Below are 18,703 nucleotides of genomic sequence, written 5' to 3'. Positions count from 1 at the left end.
CTCGTTCACCCCTGGAGCGCTTCATGGCCACGTTCACCAAGACCGCTATCCTGCTGGCCCTCGCGCTGACCGCCGGCAGCGTCTTCGCCGCCGCCAAGCCGGCCACGCAAACCATTTCCACCTTGGGCGGTAAGTTCAACTTCAATCTGCCCAAGGCTTACGCCGCCGACACCCTCCCGGCCGGCAAGGCCGAGGACGGCACCGCTGATACCCAAGGCACGATGTACGCCAACCAGACCACGAAAAGCGTGGTGATCGTCGCCGAAACCGTGCGTAACGACGGGGTGAGCATCAAGGACAACGACCCGCAGTTCCTCGATGGCGCCGTGGCCGGCTTCGTCAAGGACCAGAGCGCTGCCCTGCCCGACTTCAAGAAGCTGAGCGAGAAGAAACTGACCTTCAAGGGCCTCGGCCTGCGCCAGGTTGACAGCACCGCCACCCAGGGCGGTGGCAAGACCTTGAACTCCACGTTTCTCGGCGGCTCCGGCAACCACTTGCTGGTAATCCAGGCGATCTCGCGGGCCGATGATACGAAGGGGCATGCAGAGCTGGTGAAGCAGATTACCGGCGGCAAATAACAAAGAGTCCTGACAACGCCCATCAAATGTGGGAGGGGGCTTGCCCTAATGCCAGTCAGTTAAGCGTACATCGCCTCCTGTAGGAGCGAGCTTGCTCGCGAAAAACGTCAACGATAACGCGTGCTTCCTGAATGAACGCGGCGCCTGTGAGTTTTTCGCGAGCAAGCTCGCTCCTACAAAAAGCCTTAGCTGACTGGCATTAGGGCAAGCCCCCTCCCACCTTCATTCAGCGCGCTCACTTCAAATTTGTTTCCAGCCACGCTTTCAAGTCCTGCACTTCCGCCTCACTGACGGTGTGGTTCATCCCCGGATAGCCATGAAACTCCGGCTTCAACCCAAGCCCCACCAACACCTCATTCGCCCGCGTCGCCGACGCATACGGCAGTGCCTGGTCCAGGGTGCCGTGGCCGATAAAGATCGCCAATTTGTTCAAGCGCTCATCCGGCTTCAGCTCAGCCTTGAGCACCGGCAGCACGCTGCCACTCAATGCCGCAATGCCGCGCACCAGCTGCGGGTCGCGCAAGGCCACCTCATACGACATGATCGCGCCCTGGCTGAACCCCACCAGGAACACCCGGTCAGGCCGGGTGTGATACTTGGCGGTGGCTTTGCCGACAAAGTCCTTGATCAGCTTGGCGCTGCTCTGCAAATCAGCGGTCACACCATCGTAGTCACCGTCACCCGGCGCCTTGGTAAACCAGCGAAAGCCATTCGGCTGCACCGGCGTCGGCGCACGGGCCGACAGGTAGGTCCAGGTGGACGGCAGCGCGTCCTTGATGCCAAACAGATCTTCCTCATTGCTACCGAACCCGTGCAGGAAAATCACCAGCGGCTCGTTGCGCGCATCGCCCTGGGTCTGTTCCAGGTACGCCAGCGGCAAATCGGTGTGCAGCTCGGAATCAGCGTGGGCAACGCCGGCCACCAGGGTCAGTGCGAGGGCAAGCAGTTTGAGCATGGGACGTTACCTCAGGGTTTGCGCAACAAGTAAGTGTCCATGATCCAGCCATTCTCCAGGCGCGCCGCCTTGCGCACCCGTTCGATCTCTTCAGCCACTTCACTGACTTTGCCGCTGATCAGGATCTCGTCTGGCGTGCCCAGGTAAGCACCCCAGTAAATATCCAGGTCCTGATCGGCCACCGTACGGTAGGAATCTTCCGCATCGAGCATGACCACCAGGGTATCGGCATCGCTGGCCTGCCCCGCCGCCAATCGACGCCCGGTGGTGATCTCGATGGACTTGCCGATACGGTTCAACGCCACCTTATGCTGGGCCGCCAGGGCCTGCACGCTGGTGATACCGGGGATCACTTCGAATTCAAAGGCGCAGCGGCCACTGGCCAGGATCGCCTGCAAGATGCGGATAGTGCTGTCGTACAGCGCCGGGTCGCCCCAGGCCAGGAACGCACCGACTTCACCGTCGGCCATTTCCTCGTTGATCATGCGCTCGAAAGTTGCCTGCTTGTCGCGGTTGAGGTCCTGCACAGCAGTCGTGTAGTCGATCTCGCCACGTACGCGCTCGGGGCACTCGGCCTCGACAAAGCGGTAGCCAGGTTCGGTGATGTAGGTCTCGCAGATCTCGCGGCGCAGGTCGATCAACTTGTCCTTGCTCTGGCCCTTGTCCATCAGGAAAAACACGTCGGTGCGGTTCAGCGCTTTCACGGCCTGCATCGTGATGTAGTCAGGGTTGCCGGCGCCAATGCCGATGATCAGGATGCGTTTCATGGGTTGCTCTCATTGCGGGGCGTGGATTTTGCCATGTTCACGCACTCAGGCGTGAGTTTCCAGGCGCAAGCGCCACACCGTGTTGAAGCGCAGTTCGGTAGCGGACAGGGGCTCGACATCGATCCGATAGAACATCGACACCGGAAACTGCATGACGTGCAACATCGCCGCGCGGATCACAAAGGGATGGGTAATGGCCACCACGTGCCCGGGTTGCGCCTCAAGCGTTTTCATCCACGCCGCGACCCGCGCGCAAATCTGCTCGACCGACTCGCCACCGTGGGGCGCACGGGTGCTGTGGGTCATCCAGTCCATTAACGCATCGCTGCGTAACTGACTGATGGCCTGGCCCTTCCAGTCGCCAAAGTCGCCATCGCGCAAGGCCTCTTCAATCACCGCCTGACTGCCGAACAATCCTGCCGTTTGCCAGGCGCGTGCCTCGGGCGCGCACAGCAGACGCGTTTTCTTCTTATAGCGCCCGGCCAGGGACAGCGCCGCCGCTTGCCAATCCATGACCACGGACTCGTTATCGGGAAAACGCCCGTACTTTTGAGCGGGTGTGGCGGCATGGCAGATGAGGCTCAAGCGGGTGGCCTGCATCACTGCTCACTCTGCATCGGGATAGCGCCTCGTATAAACCTGATACACACGTGCGGAACCGCCGAGTTTAACCATACCACTCCCTACAAGCCACGCGTCATACGTCGGACGCAGCAAAGTGCAATTACGGTGTCGTTATTTCCCTGACCATTACGAGAAAACCTCATGATTATCACGCCCCAGGCGATTGTCGTACAGCCGCACCCGGTCTCACAGGAGGCCGGTCAGAACAATGGCGCGTCAGAACATCCAAGAGCCAAACGATCACTTACTCAAACTGTCACACAGTGGCCTGTGAATCCGCAGCCCTCCCCAACGGATGCACGTTTTCAACGCATCCAGAAACAAAGCAAACACCTTGTGGAGAAAAGCGACAGTGAAATGGCAAGCCAGTATTGCGCCGCATTGATGTTGCTGGAAAGTCGCAAAAAGTCCGTGATAAAAAACGGTGGTCAACTTCCAACGATCACTGACATTCCACCATTTTCCACCTTCGGCCAGGCGTGGGCACTCTTCGCTCAAGCACTCACTCAAGAGCCGTTTGCACGCTATGCCAAGGAAAATAACATCGATATTTCCACGATCAGATGGTTCCCCCACGCGGATGATATGGAATGCAGTATCAATGGCAAAATTCAACTCTTCTCGAGCCATACGCCCGGCTGGAAAGAAGCCAGCGCAGGTGTTGCAGCGGCGGCAAAAGAAGTAGCCGCCGGTCGACTTGAATCGTTTCGGTACACCGGCGCACGCAACGCGCCCATTGACGTGGTGAGCAACTTCTATGGCGAAGCCTTCTCGAACTTTCCAAACGACCTGCCCAGTGCGATACGCGACTTGCAGTACAACAATAAATTCAAAACCCTGATGCCCTTAAACGGCCCACTTACGCCGCAAGCCACGCGCGTCAGGACGGCACAAGCCGAAGTAGAGAACGCCATCGCCATGGCAACCTATAACCACACCAGGGGGGTAGCTGACGCAAACCGCACACCGACACCTTCGGAACGTGTCGAGGAAGCCGACCGGGAACTGGCGCGCATGCTCAGCAGGCTGGTGACAATCAAAGCCATGAACCCCCGCGCCGACGCGACCAAGGGGGTCCTCATCGGTACCCCTGAAGATTCGTCCTATGTACAGGCAGCACAAGCCTATAAAGAGGCGCTCTCCAGCGACGCGTTCAAGCGCTTCATGCAAGCACACAACCTGGATATCGAAAGTGTAGTGATCCATTCGGATGGGCGTCTGTCTGCCTGGGGGCCAGACTCAGACGGCCGCATCAAATGGCTCACACTTCCCGCTGAACATAAACAGTGGGCAGCCCTTCAACCTGCCATCTTGAAAGTGGCCCGCGAGATAGGAGGTAGCGGGCCGATGGCCTTGCCGAACTACAACTACGGAGACTATCTCTACCCGATAGCGGGCATTATGGAATTTTACGGCGTACGCGAACATTACGGCTCACCGCAGTGGGCCGAACAAAACGCGGGGCTCATTCGCGACGGTTTCCCCGCCCTGCTCAAAGACAATCCTCCGAACGACGCCGCCTCCCTTGTGGTTCGCGAACGCCAACAGGCAGCCAAACAGCGCGTGGCGCGCAGGGAAGGACTCCCAGTTCCCAGCTTCGCCACTCCCACACCGCCGTTCAGACGCAACCTGGTCGATGCGGCCATACCCACGCCGCCCGCCCCGCCGACCGTTGGGCCCGTGAACACCATCGGCCAGCGTCTGTTTGAAGGGGAACCGAACATGCAAGCAGTGGTAGCCGGATTGCTCAAGGACGCCATCAATAAGGCATCCCCCTCATTGAATGTGGATGTCCAGCAGTTGGCCTTCGCCGTCCCCAACCCGGCAAATCCCGGTCAATACCTGGAAATACCCCTGATGGAACTGGCGATTAACCACATCGCCGGCGCTGACGCTCCCGTGTTCAGCAGTGACGGCAAGTTTGTCGACACTCGTGCGGACGTGCAGGCACGTACAGGCGATCCTGCGGGCACCGCGCTTGACATCGATAAATCAGCGCTCCAACAGGCGATCAGCCAGTTGCCCGGCAAGCTGAACGAAGCGCTTCAGACAGCCAAACTCGATTATTGGGGCAAGCCACCTTTCAACGAACCGGCCCCTGGTTTAGGCGCCGACACGGCGGTGAGTGTCACGCCCATTTTCGCCGGAGATCGTCGGTTGATGCTCAGTGAACTGATACGTAGCAACCTGCGCCTGGCCAGCCTGAAACACCCTGGGCTGGATGACTTGCAACGCGAAACCCTCGACATGGCGGTAAGGTATCCCCAAGGATCGACACGTCCCAAATTGGCTGACGGCTCCGAAGTGATCGTGTATAGGTTCTCCAGCACTGACAGTAGTCGTCCCGATACCCCGCAATATCTAACCCCCAACCTGGTCATGGAACGTAAGGTGGCGGGACGTACGATCGTGCTGGTGTGCGAGCCAAGCGGCAAGGTAACCCCCTATGCCTCGTTGGCCGCAGTCAAACAGGCCTGGGACCAAAACCTGAAAACACAACAGCCGACCACAACGTTCAGCACCGCCCTCACCCAATTGGACGTGAATGCGTTCTACATCCAAGCAAGCATTATTATCAACAGCAAAGCAGCGGATGCAGTCACCACCGACTCCACACTGCTCGACTCGCAGCCTCCTGGGCAGCCCCAGAACAAGATGTCCGACTGGATAAAAAATACCTCCGATGCCAACCGCTTCATCCTGCATGAGCTCACCATGGAACTGGCGGGCTACATGCATCGCAACAACGAACACACCTATAACAGCGGTATCCCGGATATCCGCACGTATACCCAGAACCAACTGAATGCGCTGTCACCGCCCCCCGTCCCTTATGACATCAATGATGTAGAAGTGCTGTTTCACACGCCGTATGGCGGCACGGGGGCCGGGTTCGGATTCGGAGCCATCCAGACCACTAAAATGGCCCTGAGCGACGCGTTCATCCAGAACCTTGCTGGATTACCTGGCGGTAGCATAGAGGTCCGCCACAAACCAACGGGAACGCTGATACCGGCGCTGGGCAAAGAAGGCGCCCTCAAAGCGTTGATTGAAAAAGTCAACGTCGGAAAGAACTACCCAGACTTGCTTAAACGCGAGTTGCTGGATGACCCTGCAAAAAAAGCAGAACGTCAGCTACGTTTTGTGCAACAAGTACCGATTGAACTAAAGATGAAGGCGCTGGAGTTGACCGCCAAAGGCGCGTCTGGTTTCGATAACGCCATGGGGTTTCGTTACCTTCAAGCGGTACTTGACCCCACTCCCGGTACCAAGTCCGTCAATGGCAATGAAATCACGATGCGCCCATTGGCATTCGTGCCCGAACCTGGCGCATCGCCTGACATCGTCGAGAACATGTACCTGATCGAACCCAAGGACAGCACCGTCGGTCCGCATGTTCTCTATCGCCCGCTGATGGCCGATGCTCCACTGATGCAGTTTCCTTCTCGCAAGGCATTGATGGAGGCCATCCAGAAACCCGGAAAGTTACAAAACGATATTCTGGCCTGGATGCCCGATGAAACGACCCGCACAGTCTATGCCCACGGTGGTTTCAGCGAACCTCACCTGCACCGTAACAGAGTGTTTATTGATGACTTCACTATACCGAGCACACCGGCGGCCCCCACACTCGCCACCACCGGCGCCGGGATTGATGACATAGGGGCAAAACTGCAAGCCGGGCAACTGATGAGCCACCTGTACGAGGCTAACGCCAAGACCGTGACAACGCTGGCCGAACAGCAAACGGTGTCAAACGCGGAAAGTCGCTGGGCAACCCTGAAAGAAGGTGGGTTTCTCGTCCTCAACGCCGTCTTGCCCGCCCTTCGCGGCCCCGCAGCCGTCATCGGCCTGGCGTTGCAGACTCAGGGAATCCTTGGCGATATCGAAACCCTGGCCAATGAAAAGGACGGCCACAAGGAAGCCGCCGTTACCGATCTGTTGACCAACCTCGCAATACTGGTACTTCACTTACGTACACGCTCTCCAGGCTCAGCATCTGCGGCACATTCAAACTCAAGCAATACCGTCGGCATGTTGCCCGAAGTTGCGCGATCGCCAATAACGAACAATATCGTGGCGTTGGGAGGGCGCATCGAAAACGTCAAGGCCATCGATGGTGGCGTTCAAACTTTTGAAGATGTCTACAACGGTGAAAAACGCATAAATATTATCGGGCATGGATATGAGCCAGAACCGGGCGAACCGACAAAACTAATGGGCGAAGGTGGAAGAAAACTATCAGCCAGCGACATATATTTTGAGCTCTTGAGCCGAGGCATCGACATTAAAGACTATAAAGCAGCGCGTATCCTCACCTGCTACTCCGCAAATGGAGGTGATAAAGCTCTCGCTACCGATCTACATGAAGTTACAGGCGTACCGTTCAAAGGCTTTGAAGGAAAAGTGTACTCAGGCTTTGCACTGGGCACTCACCCCCAAGACGTATTCAATGATTTTGTAACTGACTTTACAAAAGAGTTTCCTGCACTATCTAAAGATGAAGTCGACACACTCGCAGGCCTTACGATGCAACAAAAATATGTCCAAGACTACACCAGCGCCACGGCGAGCAAGCCACACGGCAAGCCGATACAGATAAATATCGGAACCACTGAAAAACCCGTGGTTGCGACAGTCGAGACAAATTACAAACCTTCTCGTTTCGGGCCACCAAAAGTCAAACTATCCCCCAGCGATCCCAGCTTCATCCCCACGCGACAAGATGCGACGATACGCAGCTACGATGACTTCCGAGACTTTGAAAAACTATCAGCGCCCGAACAGAAGGCCCAGAGTATTCTGATGATCCCGTCTGAAAATAAACAATTTGAATTTTTCATTGATGGATCGGGCAAAAATCCAAATAACCGATTAAATATCGTGGGGAGTGAAGTCACCCTAGACACATTTGAAGGGTCCTTGAATGAAGCCACCTCTCAGACGCCGGAAAGCCTTGCCACACTGATCGCCCCGGTGCGCGACAAAACAAAATCCACCTCACTTAGATTGCTCGTCGATAAGGCTGCCCAGACGGCCTTCCCCCAGAAGCTGGCCAATGCCACTGGCCTGACCGTAGAGGCTCCCATGGGTAACGTCCCTTTCTTTGAAGTCACAGAAGGCAGGTACTGGCTGATGCGCGATTCTCGAAGTGAAGTGGAGCCAGCGGTAAACGAGTGGAAAACCTTCACACCCGAGTGAGGGGTGCGCACGGCCGTCGCCGCCTTAACGGTGGCGGCAGCCCGCCCAGCCTCCCAGAGCAGTGAACGGCTCGATTTGCAAAGCTGTTTCCACTAATCAAACCACTCCCGCCGCCCCTCGAACGTACCGACGATCAACTCGACGATCATCTGCACCGCCTCGGGGTGGCGCACCTGCGCATTCACCGCCAGCCACACCTGGCGCTGCATGCTGTCCTCGGCCAACAACCCCGGCAACGCCACCAGCCCCCGGTCGAAGCTGCTCATGTAGTGCGGCAGCAAACCGATGCAGGCGCCGCAGCGGATCATCTCCAGCATCAGCGAATAGGCATGCACCTGCACCACCGCCGCCTGGCGTTGTTGCACCACCTGGTTCCACGGCTGCAGCGCCTCGACCTGGGCGTCCGGCTGCCATTGCACCAGCATGTAGTCAGCCAGGTCTTCCACGCTGTCCGGGCGCGTGGTCAGGCGTGAATAGCGCTTGGCGATATGCGGCAGGTACCGCAATCGCGCCAGCGCCCGCGGCGGTTCGGTGACAAAGCTCGGGCCGGGCACCGGGCCGTCGGTGTCCGCCAGCCACAGCACCACATCCACGTCCACCGCCTGCAGGGACAGATGGCTGTCGAGGGAGATGATCTCCAGGCGCACGCTGGCATTGCGGCGCAGCAAGGCGATCAGGTCGCGGCCGAGGATGTCGTGCAGGATCGGCTCGGCCACCGCCAGGCGAATCAGCGGCTGTTCCAGTACCGGCAGGCGCCGTTCATGGGCCAGGGCGATCAGTTGGGCCTGCAATTGCTGGCCGTCGCGGCTGAGCACCAGGCCGTTGCCCTGGTAGCTGAACAGCGCATGGCGCAGGTGCTCCTCCAGCTGGGCCAGGCGCTTGCGCAACAGGGTTGCCTTGATATTCAGGCTGCGCGCGGCCTGCATGAAACAGCCGCAGCGCGCACTCACCAGAAAGTAGCGGGCCACCTCCGGGTCGATCTCGCTGGCCAGGGCCAGCCAGGCACTGCGTGGCTCGGTAGGTGCACGGTAAGCAGTGGGCCCCTGTGGGGCAGACGGTTCGAGAAATGCCATGGGAGACTCCCTGTCTGGTTGGTCTGTGCATCCAATGCGGGTTGAGGCGTGTTACTCCAGCACTTTGTTCAACTCGGCGCCGTCGATACTCAAGGTCGCGGTGTTGAGCATGCCTTCCAGGTAGGCCTTGGCGATCTGCTCCTGGCGCTGGGCACGCAGGGCCTGGGTCAGGCGTTCACGCAACTCGTCCAGGGTGGCGGTGCGCGCCGGTTGCTGGCCGATGAGCTTGAGCACATGAAACCCGGCCGGGCTCTGCACCACGTCTGAGACCGCACCGACCTTGAGCCGCGCCACCGCGCCGCGCACCTCCGGCACCAGTTGCTGCAACGGCTGCATCCCCGAATCGCCACCGCGTGCGGCGCTGTCGGGGTCCTGGGAAAACTGCGTGGCCAGGGCGGCAAAATCAGCCGGTGCGGCCTGGGCCTTGCGGCTCAGGTCCTGGGCCTGGCGCCGTACGGCATCGAGGTTTTGCGGGTCATTCACCGCGAGGAAAATCTGGCTCACCTGGTACAACGGCGGCGTCACCCATTGCGCCTTGCCGCTGTCGTAGGCCTGTTGCAACTCGGCGGCGCTGGGGTAGTCGGCCGGTACATGGCTGACCGACAGCATGTAGTCGCGAAACACGATCTGCTCGGCGGCGGCGCGGGTCTGCTGCTCCACCTCCGGGCGCTGGCGCCAGCCCTGGGCATCGGCCTGTTCAAGCACGGCTTTTTGCGCCAGGCGTGAGCGGATCCAGGTTTCCAGGGCGCCACGGTTGCCGCGCAGTTGCTCGCGGGATTCGGCCGGCAGGCTGGCCAGCACGCTTTTCAGCTCCGCCAGGTCGATCTGCTGGTTGCCCAGGCGCGCCACCGCTGGCCCGCTCGGCGCGGGATTGATCACCGGCGCCGGTTGCTGCGCCGCCACCGGGTCGCTGCCCGGTCGCAGGCTCAACGCCACGGCCACCACCAGCACAGCCAGCGCCCCCGCGCCGAGCATCAGGGTTGGCTTTTTCACAGCACCGCCGCCTCTTCACCCACCGCGGCAGCCTGCAACTGCGCGGCCTGCTGGCTGTACTCACGCAGGTAGACGATAAACTCCTGCAACAGGCGATCCCACAATTCCAGCTGGCTGCGCAGGTGCGTGACGCCAACGCCGGCCACCACCACGTCCATTTCCATCAACAGGAACTCGCCCTGCACCGACAACCGTGCAAAGCGCCGCGAGGCGTTCCATACCGGGGCCAGGCCCTCGGGCAACTCGCCCTGTACCCGCAGCGCGCAGCTGTAGGTGAAGTCCACATAGCTGCCCTGCTCCGCCGCCGGGTTACCGAAGCGCACGGCAAAGCCGATGCCCTGGCTGGCGCTGAGCAACTGCACGATGCCGTTCTGTTCGCTCTGGTTAACCCGGTAGCCGGCGTCCTGCAACAGGTCGGTGAGGCTCTGGACGGTGACGCTGGTGATCAATTCGCTCATGGTGATCTCTTCCTTGTCTATCAGTGATTGGCGGCTGCCTGGGGCGCATCAAAACGGCTCTTGTACAGATCGTCGCCAAAACCCTGGGCCAGTTCCTCGAACTTGACCCGTGCGCTGCTGGCGAACGGCTGGCGAATGCTCATCACCTCGGCCACATCGATTTTTTCGTAGGCCGCGAGCAACTGCTGGGCCACGCCGTACATCTGTTGATTCTTGACTGAACATTGCTGCACTTGTGTGTCACGTTCGCTTAAGGCCGCCTGCAGGCGCGCGCGCTCGACTTCTTTACCCTTGGCCAGCACCAGCAATTCGTCATAGGCCTTCTTGAACTTGCCGATCTGCTCGTTGCTCGCCGCCACCTGGGCCTGCGCCTGGCTGTGCAGGCTCTGTTGCTGGCCGGCCAGTTGCTCAGCCATGCCACGGGCCTTTTCCAGCTCGGCGGTCAATTGCTTGATGTGCGCCTGGGCCTGTTTGGCCTGGTTTTCGGCGGCCAGCCGTGCGGCACTGGCCTGGGCCTGTTCGCTTTGCAGCGCCTGCAATTGCTGGGTGGTGCTGCGCAGTTGCGTACGCAGGCGCTCCTCCATGCCTTCGGCCGACGCGCCGGTACTCACCAGCAGCAGTAACAGCGCGCAGATTCGTGTGTTCATGTGGCGTCTCCCTGCGCATCAAAAGCGCGTGTTGAGTTCCAGTTGCATCACATCGACTTCGAACGGCTGGCCATACACTTCGGAGGCGCTCAACCAACGCGCACTGGCGTAGATGTTCTTGTCGATACCGTAGTTGCCGCCAATGAAATAGCCCTTGGCGTTGGTGCCGCCCAGGTGGAACGACGAGTCGTTGAAGCCATCGGGCAAGGCGTCGGGCTGGATGTACTTGTAGCCGGCCAACACATTCCAGTCGCCGCGCTTGCGCATCTCCAGGGCGCTGCCGAGGGTGAACGAGACCATCAGCGCATTGCCGCCACTTTCAAACTGGCCGTTGCTGTTGATGTTGTTGACGATCTCGCCTTCGCTGCGCTTGAGCATCTCGCCCTTGTCGTAGGCCAGGTTGTGGATGAAGTTGGCCTGGCTGCGCAGCTTGAAGTCGCTGGGCAGTTCGCTGTCCCAGACCAGGTTGAGGTCCAGCACATCGAACTTGGACGCCAGGCCTACGTACTGCGGGTCGGGTGTGCGCGCAGGATCCGCCGGGTTGGTGGTGTTGTTGCGCAGGTTGAATACCGTGTTGCCTTTCTGCATGAAGGCCACGCGCGTGCCGTCGGTGTCGCAACCTGCCGCGCCCTGCCAGGTGGAGCAAGGGCTGGAGCGCTCGCCTTCGATGTCCTGGAACTGGTAGTAAGCCGCGGCGAGTTTGAGGCGGTTGCTGCGGTTGATCTTCCAATCCGCGCCGATCTGCCCGCCAAACAGCCATTTGGTGTCGCTGTCTTCCTTGTCGATACCATTGGTGCTGGCGGTGTCGGAGGTGTACTCCACCGGGAAGGCGCCGAGGGTACCGAACAGGCCCCACTCGCTGTTGAGGCTGTGGTTGAAGATCGCCGCCACGCCGTCGAAGTTGAGGTCGTTGGAATACATCATGTCGGTGGAATAGAACGGGTTACCGATGCGCCCGGCGGTCAACGTCATGTAGTCGGTGGTTTTCCAGCTCAGGTAACCCTGGTCGAGCCAGATGTCCTTTTTGCCGAAGCCGCCGCCCAGGGTCTGGGTGGTGGACACCGGGTTATTGTCGGAGCCGGTAGCGATGCGAATGCCGGCGGTCCATTCCGGCGAGATCACCGCTTTCATGCCCAGGCGTGCCCGCAGGCGGAACAGGTTCTCGCGGTCCTCGCGGGTGTTGATCAGCGGTGGGAACTTGGTGTTGGAGTTTTTGTTGACGTCGTACGGGCCGGTGTCATTGAGCTTGGCAAAATCGGTGATGTTGTTGCTGTTATTGCCCGAGAAGTAGCGCGACTCGTCGCGCAGACGAATATCGCCATCAAAGCTGATGCGCGAGATCCAGTCGGGGAACGTATTGGGCTGCGCCCAGTTTTCCTGCTTGGCGGTGGACATGACTTCGGCTTTGACCTGGTCGCGGATCTGGTCGCGCACCGCCTGCGGCACGTACTGCACGCGCACATCCCCAGGCGCGGTCGCCGGGCCGCTGGCAACCACCGGCGCGGCGTTGGCCTGGCGGGCCTGCTGGGCTTCCTTTTCGGCCTGGGCGATCAGCCCATTGGCGGTGTCCTGGGTCAGCACACCTTGCTGCACCAGCAGGCGAATCAGGTTGATGGTGACGTTTTCCGAAGGCGCAACCGGGGCTGCCGCGGCTTGCCCGACCAGGGTCGCGATGACCATGCCAACCGCCAGGGTCAGTCGATTCACGGGGGAAATCATGTGTACGCAACTCCTGTAAAAAACCGTAGGTAAGAGGTTTCGTGCAATCAATCCGGACGCCGGCCCTTGAGGGACAGGCGCATGGGCAGCGTCAGCGACGCCGGAGGTTTCTGGGTGGCGCGGGGCGCACGGATCAGCGCCAGCATCTGCGCGTCGGTGTCGGCATCCCCGCTGGACTTGGCCACCAGCGCCTTCGTCACCTGGCCGTCGGCGCCCAGCCACAGGTCTATCTGTATCGCAAAGGCCTTCTTGCGCAGCTCCGGGTCTTCGCGCATCAGGCGCTGATAGGTACCGGCCAGGTACTGCTTGTACGTGCCGGTCCCCAACCCGCCGCCGCCACTGCCGGCCATGCCGCCGCCCTTGCCGGCGCCGATGTTGAAACCGTCGTTACCGGACTGCGCATCGCCGTCGATCTGCATCGGGTTGGCCAGGTCTTCATTCGGTGAAGGCGGTGCTTCCTCGGCCGGCTTGACCTCTTCGGGTTCAGGGCTGGGCACCGGCTCCGGGACTTTCTCTTCAACCTGGGGCTCGGGCTCCTTGGGTTTTTCCGGGGGTGGCGGCGGCGGCGGTGGCAACGGAATAATCGTCGGCACCTTCGGCGCTTCACGGCGTACGCCACTCATGTCATTGGCCCACTGCCAGAGAAACCAGGCCGCCACGGCGCCCAGCAACAGGCCGGCGCCCCATTTCAATGGGCGCAACGGCGGTTTGTTCTTCACCGGCAATGGCGCGATCGGGATCTGTGCGGTCATCACTCAGCCCTGGCTCGGTTTGCCGGTGACCAGGCCGACCTGGGACAGCTCCAGCCGGCGCAGCAGGTCGAGCACCTCGATGACTTTCTGGTACTGCACCATCGCATCGCCGCGCACGATCACCGGGAAGTCCGGGTTCAGCGCTTTCTCGATGCGCAGGCGTTCTTCCAGTTCGCCGAGGGTCACCGGGTACGCGTCGAGGAACACCTGGCCGCCGTCATTCACGGAGATGGCCTTGGTCTTGGCCTCCGACAGCGACACCGAGGCGCTGGCCTTGGGCAGGTGGATCTGGATCCCCGAGACCTGGGCGGTGGCGGTGAGGATAAACATCACCAGCACCACCATCAGCACGTCCACCAGGGGCGTGATGTTGATGCTGTCGACGGCGGCATCATCGTCATCGTCGTGGGAGGCATTTACGGAAGCCATGGCGATTCTCCTCAGGCCGGAACCGATGCGTGATGGTCGCGGCGGTGCGCGGTTTCACTGTGCTGGCTCTCGCCGTGCATCTCCGCCAGGCGGGTGATGAACTCGTCGACGAATACGCGCATGTCGGCGCTGACTTCCTTGTTGCGCGTGATCAGGCGGTTGTAGCCAAACAACGCGGGGATCGCGACGAACAGGCCCATGGCCGTGGCCAGCAACGCCGCCGCCATGCCCGGAGCGATGGCGTTGATGTTCACGTCGCCGGCCATGGCCGTGCCGAGGAACACCACCATGATCCCCAGCACCGTACCGAGCAGGCCGATGTACGGGCCGCCGGCGATGGCGTTGGACAGGGTCGACAATTTGGAACTCAGGGCCTGGTTCTCACGGGTGCGCACACCGTCCATGGAGCAACGGATCGCTTCGATGGTCGCCGCCGACACCGACGAGGTGTCGGCGCCCTGGGCACGCCGGGTACGGATCTCCTTGACCGCCACCAGGTACAGGCGCCACAGCGAAGAGTGGGTCAGGCGCTCAGCCAACTGCGCGTCGTCGGCATACATCTCCAGGCGCGTGCCGATCTGGGCGAAGTGCTCGCGGAATACTTCGTTGGCACTGCTGAGGCGGCTGACCTGGCGGTTCTTGCGCAGCATGATGACCCACGACTGGAACATCATCGCCACCAGCACCAGGATGATCACCCAGGCGTCCACCGGCACGGCGTTGAGCAAAAAGCCCAGGCTGCCGAAGCCGAAGCCGGACTGTTCTTCATCCACGCCGTAGGCCACCAGTTTCGACTCGGCGCCCTGGGCACTCGCATCGGCCAGCAACAGCGCGGCCGGGCGCGCCACCTTGGACAGGCGCAGCTCATCCATGGCCCCGGCGAACGGCAGGTGCGCGCTGCCGGCTTCCGGCAGGTCGGCGCCGACCGCCAGCTGCGTGTTGAACCCAGGCATGGCCACGGCGAGCGTGGCGCTTTCACGGCCATTCACATACAGCGTGACCTTGTCGCCCTCGGCGGTGAACGCCAGGTGCTGCCATTGGCCAGGGTTCAGCGGTTGGGTCGACACCGCGCGCTGGCCGTCGATCTCCACAAACGGCGAGCCCTGGTTCAGGCCCAGCAACAGGCTGTGGGCACCGTCACGTCGGGCCAGTACGATTTGCTCACCGCTGGCCTGGTCCAGGCGCAGCCAGGCGCTGAAGGTGAAGGCAGCGCCGGCGGCGTGTTGCAGCGACGGGCTGGCCGGCAACAGCAGCGGCTGGCCGCCGAACTGCAAGGCGCGGCCGATCACGCCGTCGATGCTCGCGCCGGTGGCGTTCAACGCGGTGTTGGCGTAGGCCGTGGTGTCCCGTGGCGGCGTCGCGTTGGCGCCATCGAAGTGATAGAGCGCGGTGTAATTCGGATCGAACGTCAGCTGGCCATTGGCGGTGGCCGGGGCCTTCTGGTTGCCGTAGTACATCCAGAAGTCCTGGCGCTGGCCGCCTTCGACCTTGGGCACATCGACCCAGATCAACGCCATGCCCATCAGCGGGTCGAAGCTTTCGATCTGGTGATTGAACACGGTCTTGTCATCGGCACTCACAAAGCGCAGGTCGGCGCCGTCGTCCTTGACCCCGTCAAAGGTGAAGTTGCCGGTGTGCAGGCGCACCAACAGTGCGGTGCGGCCCAGGGCCTGGCTGATCGCGGCGCCCTGGGCGGTGGTGTCCACCGAAATCTGTTTGCGGTAGTGCCAATCGTCCTGCCACCAGGCATGGGCAGTGGCCGGGAGCGCGAAGCCCAGGCAGATCAACAGGCTCAGGAATAGGCGTTGCATGGGTGAAGTCTCCGGAAGAAAAAGTCAGAAAGTCGCCTGCACACTGAAGTGCAGTCGCGAGTCCTGTTTCTGGGTGTTCGGTCCATCGAGCAGCGGGTAACCCCAATCCAGGCTGCCGGACAACCACTTGCTCAAACTGGCGCGGGTGCCCAGGCCGACACTGGCCAGGCTGTATTCGTCTTCCTGCTCGGGCAGCGGGTCGTGCAGGCGCATGCGCGCGCCTTCGGCGAACGCATAGAAGCGCCACTCCTGCACATAACTGCCGAGGAACTTGGCCAGGGACGGCGTGCGCAGTTCCTGGGAGAGCAAATAGCCCTCGTCCCCGGTGCGCTCGGCCGCCAGGTAGCCGCGCACCGAGGTGGCGCCGCCGGCGGAATACTGCTCGTTGGACACCAGCGGCCCGGAGGCCAGCTGGAAAGCGCCCTTGGAGGCCGACTGCCAATCGTTGGCGAAGGTATAGGTGTAATTCAGGTCGCCCTTGAGCACGGCAAAACTGGCACTGGCCTTGTAGCGCTTGTAATCGAACTCTTCGGCGTCGCTGCCGTAGCCAAAAAATGCACGGGTGCCGACCACCAGGTTCAAGCCCAACCCCAGTTGGGATTGCTCGGTGTAGCGATAGCCGTTGTAGCCCAGGGTGAACGGCGCGTACTTGAGCGGCACCTGGTCGCTGCTGGCGCCGAACTTCATCTGCTCGTCGAAGTCCTTGAAGTCCACCCCGAACGAGAACGAGTTGGCCCAGTTGCCCGCCGCCGGCAAACTGTAGATGGCGGATACGCCATAGGAATGGCCCTTGCCCAAGACGTTGCTGCCGCCGATGGTGGCGATGTTGCTGTCGGACTGGTAACCGGAGAACTGCAAGGTCCAGCGTTCGTTCAGCGGCGCACTGTAGGAGCCCGACCAGACCTTGGCATTCTCGGTGTCCTGGGGCGCGGTGAAGTAGGTCAGGGAAATGCTGTGGCCCAGTTGCCAGAGGTTGTCGTAGCCCAGGGTGGCGACCGAGCGCAGCTTTTCGGTGTCGGCGCTGTAGTCGTTGTTCAGGCCGAGGCTGGCGTGCCAGGGGTTCTGGTCCTCGACCTGCAGATCCACATCCATGGTGCCGGGGCGCTGGCCTTCACGGACCAGTGGCGTGACCTGCCGACCGGCACTGCGGTTGAGCCCGGCCAACTGGGTTTGCACCGTGGTGAAATCCGGTACCGCGCCTTCCTTGAGCCCCGGCACTTCCTCGCGGATTTCCACCGGCGAATAGTGCTTGGCGCCGACCACACGCACGCGGCCGACCTTGGTTTCGCTGACCTGCAGATAGACGATGCCGTCATCGACCTTCTGTTCCGGCAGCTCGACAAACACCGACTGGTAGCCACGCGCCTGGTAGATCTTCTGCAACGCATCGCGCGCGCCTTCGATATCGTCCAGGGTCTTTTGCGGGCCAAGGAACGGGTACACCGCCTCCTCGATCGTCGCCGCATCGAGCACGGTATTGCCGCGCACGAAGTACTCATTGACGTCCACCTTACGCGCCGGGGCCTCACCACCCTCCTCGGCCCACACCGGTTGCGCCAGGACGCCCAGCGTCAGGCAGCACAACGCCAGCGTTGATTTGAACAGATGCTCCACACCGCCCCCTAACTGTCTAAGATTTTGCGCCGTCGCCGATTGCACGGCGTCTGGCCTGCTCAATTGCTGCTGGTCGAAAGATGGCTGTGCCGCGCCAGCCAGGTGTGCAGCAAAGCGAAGTTCAGGGAGAACTCCGGCATGTGCAGCAAGGCGCCACAGAACACTTCACCGATGATGGTCTGGATCAACTGCACGGCCTGCGGGTTGTTCAACAGGCTGGCGATGTCGCGCTGCAAAGCGTGGATGCTCCACACCTTCTGGTTCAGCTCCAGGCCGACGAACCAGCGGAACAGCAGGTTGTAGTTCAGTTGCTCGTGCAACTGCTGTTCGCTGGGCACCGAATACAGCAGTTGCAGCAGCAGGATCTGCACCACGGTCTGCGGCGCGATCGACATACCCGACGCGGCCTGGAGCAGGTCGCGATGCTGCTCGAGCACCTCGTCGATCTGCGGGCGCAACAACACCAGCGAATGCCCCGCCGGGATGTAGCTGGACACTTCCTTCAAGGCGCCCTGCCAGTCGTCCTGGGAGACGATCCACACCCACGGCGCGCCGTAGCGGTACACCGAAACCGGCTTCTTGCGCGCAGCCTCGACGATCTTCGACAGGCGCTGATCGAGCTCTTGCATGCCTACTTTCGAGTAACGTTCCATAGTTCCCATTGCCCCACTCCTGGCGTCCCGCTGACGGCTGGGGAGGCGGCTCGTGGCGGCCTCCAGCGCGTTACATAGGCAAGACGGAAGTGGCGATGAGCTACCGAACTTTTGTCATGAAAGCTTCATTTGGGATTGTGAGGGGGGCAATTTTTCCGGGTCGGCATGTGTGGCCGTACTCGGTGGGAAATGTGGGAGGGGCGGTGCGACGATTCGACTTGCCCCGATGGCGGCCTCTGGGCCGACCATTTGCTGGGGTTGGAATGAGTACATATCCGTTGCTGCGGTAACGGCTGCCTATGGTTCCGCTCTTACAGCGGGTCACTTTTGGAAGAGCGCCAAAAGTAACCAAAAACGCTTCGCCCCACCACTCGGCACCTCGCCCAGGCTCGGTGTGCCCGTAATCCGACAGTGATTTGGGGGGCCGC

15 protein-coding genes are annotated in these 18,703 nt (G+C 61.0%); 2 read left to right on the top strand and 13 right to left on the bottom strand.

All coding sequences use genetic code 11. From position 1 onward, the window contains the following. The first annotated feature begins 23 nt into the window (after positions 1-23). The gene (locus F6S08_RS12085; protein ID WP_065924380.1) at positions 24-578 is read left to right on the top strand and encodes a hypothetical protein; all 555 of its coding nucleotides are present in this window, start codon (positions 24-26) and stop codon (positions 576-578) included. Between the two features lie 235 nt (positions 579-813). Here the strand turns inward: F6S08_RS12085 and F6S08_RS12080 are convergent, their stop codons facing one another. From F6S08_RS12080 to F6S08_RS12070, 3 genes are read right to left on the bottom strand one after another with little or no spacing between them, the layout of a single operon-like run. Then, a complete protein-coding gene (locus F6S08_RS12080; RefSeq protein WP_074846284.1) occupies positions 814-1,533 on the bottom strand; it encodes an alpha/beta hydrolase in 720 nt (239 codons plus the stop codon). A gap of 11 nt (positions 1,534-1,544) precedes the next feature. Further along, positions 1,545-2,300 (bottom strand): precorrin-6A synthase (deacetylating), encoded by a 756-nt coding sequence (gene cobF / locus F6S08_RS12075; RefSeq protein ID WP_065924378.1) that lies wholly within the window; start codon positions 2,298-2,300, stop codon positions 1,545-1,547. Between the two features lie 45 nt (positions 2,301-2,345). Further along, the gene (locus F6S08_RS12070; RefSeq protein ID WP_315871641.1) at positions 2,346-2,900 is read right to left on the bottom strand and encodes a histidine phosphatase family protein; all 555 of its coding nucleotides are present in this window, start codon (positions 2,898-2,900) and stop codon (positions 2,346-2,348) included. A gap of 165 nt (positions 2,901-3,065) precedes the next feature. Between F6S08_RS12070 and F6S08_RS12065 the strand changes: the two genes are divergently transcribed. Continuing rightward, positions 3,066-8,126: a dermonecrotic toxin domain-containing protein gene (locus tag F6S08_RS12065; protein WP_141691245.1), complete on the top strand. Its 5,061-nt coding sequence runs from the start codon at positions 3,066-3,068 to the stop codon at positions 8,124-8,126. Between the two features lie 92 nt (positions 8,127-8,218). On the opposite strand, the gene F6S08_RS12060 is transcribed toward F6S08_RS12065, so the two are convergent. From F6S08_RS12060 to F6S08_RS12015, 10 genes are read right to left on the bottom strand one after another with little or no spacing between them, the layout of a single operon-like run. Continuing rightward, positions 8,219-9,199, bottom strand: a complete 981-nt coding sequence (locus F6S08_RS12060) for a LysR family transcriptional regulator (protein ID WP_065939816.1) — start codon at positions 9,197-9,199, stop codon at positions 8,219-8,221. Between the two features lie 51 nt (positions 9,200-9,250). After that, a complete protein-coding gene (locus F6S08_RS12055; protein ID WP_315871640.1) occupies positions 9,251-10,192 on the bottom strand; it encodes a peptidylprolyl isomerase in 942 nt (313 codons plus the stop codon). Further along, the gene (locus tag F6S08_RS12050) at positions 10,189-10,650 is read right to left on the bottom strand and encodes a YbjN domain-containing protein (RefSeq protein ID WP_065924373.1); all 462 of its coding nucleotides are present in this window, start codon (positions 10,648-10,650) and stop codon (positions 10,189-10,191) included. Before F6S08_RS12050 ends, F6S08_RS12055 begins: the two co-directional genes overlap by 4 nt. Positions 10,651-10,670: 20 nt before the next feature. Beyond that, positions 10,671-11,297: a DNA repair protein gene (locus tag F6S08_RS12045; RefSeq protein WP_065924372.1), complete on the bottom strand. Its 627-nt coding sequence runs from the start codon at positions 11,295-11,297 to the stop codon at positions 10,671-10,673. Positions 11,298-11,315: 18 nt separating this feature from the next. Beyond that, positions 11,316-13,016: a putative porin gene (locus tag F6S08_RS12040; protein WP_074846269.1), complete on the bottom strand. Its 1,701-nt coding sequence runs from the start codon at positions 13,014-13,016 to the stop codon at positions 11,316-11,318. 47 nt (positions 13,017-13,063) lie between these two features. Continuing rightward, on the bottom strand, positions 13,064-13,768 hold the full coding sequence (locus F6S08_RS12035; RefSeq protein ID WP_065924370.1) for an energy transducer TonB: 705 nt from the start codon (positions 13,766-13,768) through the stop codon (positions 13,064-13,066). A gap of 3 nt (positions 13,769-13,771) precedes the next feature. Next, the gene (locus F6S08_RS12030; protein ID WP_010211136.1) at positions 13,772-14,197 is read right to left on the bottom strand and encodes an ExbD/TolR family protein; all 426 of its coding nucleotides are present in this window, start codon (positions 14,195-14,197) and stop codon (positions 13,772-13,774) included. Positions 14,198-14,208: 11 nt separating this feature from the next. Then, positions 14,209-16,008, bottom strand: coding sequence for a DUF2341 domain-containing protein (locus F6S08_RS12025; RefSeq protein ID WP_065949048.1), 1,800 nt, complete (start codon positions 16,006-16,008; stop codon positions 14,209-14,211). 24 nt (positions 16,009-16,032) lie between these two features. Beyond that, complete coding sequence (locus F6S08_RS12020; RefSeq protein ID WP_065949049.1) at positions 16,033-17,622, bottom strand: ShlB/FhaC/HecB family hemolysin secretion/activation protein; 1,590 nt, start codon at positions 17,620-17,622, stop codon at positions 16,033-16,035. 59 nt (positions 17,623-17,681) lie between these two features. Beyond that, entirely contained in the window at positions 17,682-18,275 is a 594-nt protein-coding gene (locus F6S08_RS12015; RefSeq protein WP_074846266.1) for a transposase, read from the bottom strand. Positions 18,276-18,703 lie beyond the last annotated feature (428 nt).

The sequence above is a fragment of the Pseudomonas sp. JV449 genome, assembly GCF_032424295.1.
Lineage (GTDB): Bacteria > Pseudomonadota > Gammaproteobacteria > Pseudomonadales > Pseudomonadaceae > Aquipseudomonas > Aquipseudomonas marginalis.
This window is presented reverse-complemented; position numbering and strand designations above follow the sequence as displayed.

What these genes read in the sequence shown, in the direction of transcription:
- F6S08_RS12015 (WP_074846266.1), bottom strand. Translation starts at nt 18,275, where the DNA reads ATGGAACGTTACTCGAAAGTAGGCATGCAAGAGCTCGATCAGCGCCTG.
- F6S08_RS12060 (WP_065939816.1), bottom strand. Translation starts at nt 9,199, where the DNA reads ATGGCATTTCTCGAACCGTCTGCCCCACAGGGGCCCACTGCTTACCGT.
- cobF (WP_065924378.1), bottom strand. Translation starts at nt 2,300, where the DNA reads ATGAAACGCATCCTGATCATCGGCATTGGCGCCGGCAACCCTGACTAC.
- F6S08_RS12050 (WP_065924373.1), bottom strand. Translation starts at nt 10,650, where the DNA reads ATGAGCGAATTGATCACCAGCGTCACCGTCCAGAGCCTCACCGACCTG.
- F6S08_RS12035 (WP_065924370.1), bottom strand. Translation starts at nt 13,768, where the DNA reads ATGACCGCACAGATCCCGATCGCGCCATTGCCGGTGAAGAACAAACCG.
- F6S08_RS12040 (WP_074846269.1), bottom strand. Translation starts at nt 13,016, where the DNA reads ATGATTTCCCCCGTGAATCGACTGACCCTGGCGGTTGGCATGGTCATC.
- F6S08_RS12085 (WP_065924380.1), top strand. Translation starts at nt 24, where the DNA reads ATGGCCACGTTCACCAAGACCGCTATCCTGCTGGCCCTCGCGCTGACC.
- F6S08_RS12025 (WP_065949048.1), bottom strand. Translation starts at nt 16,008, where the DNA reads ATGCAACGCCTATTCCTGAGCCTGTTGATCTGCCTGGGCTTCGCGCTC.
- F6S08_RS12030 (WP_010211136.1), bottom strand. Translation starts at nt 14,197, where the DNA reads ATGGCTTCCGTAAATGCCTCCCACGACGATGACGATGATGCCGCCGTC.
- F6S08_RS12070 (WP_315871641.1), bottom strand. Translation starts at nt 2,900, where the DNA reads ATGCAGGCCACCCGCTTGAGCCTCATCTGCCATGCCGCCACACCCGCT.
- F6S08_RS12080 (WP_074846284.1), bottom strand. Translation starts at nt 1,533, where the DNA reads ATGCTCAAACTGCTTGCCCTCGCACTGACCCTGGTGGCCGGCGTTGCC.
- F6S08_RS12045 (WP_065924372.1), bottom strand. Translation starts at nt 11,297, where the DNA reads ATGAACACACGAATCTGCGCGCTGTTACTGCTGCTGGTGAGTACCGGC.
- F6S08_RS12065 (WP_141691245.1), top strand. Translation starts at nt 3,066, where the DNA reads ATGATTATCACGCCCCAGGCGATTGTCGTACAGCCGCACCCGGTCTCA.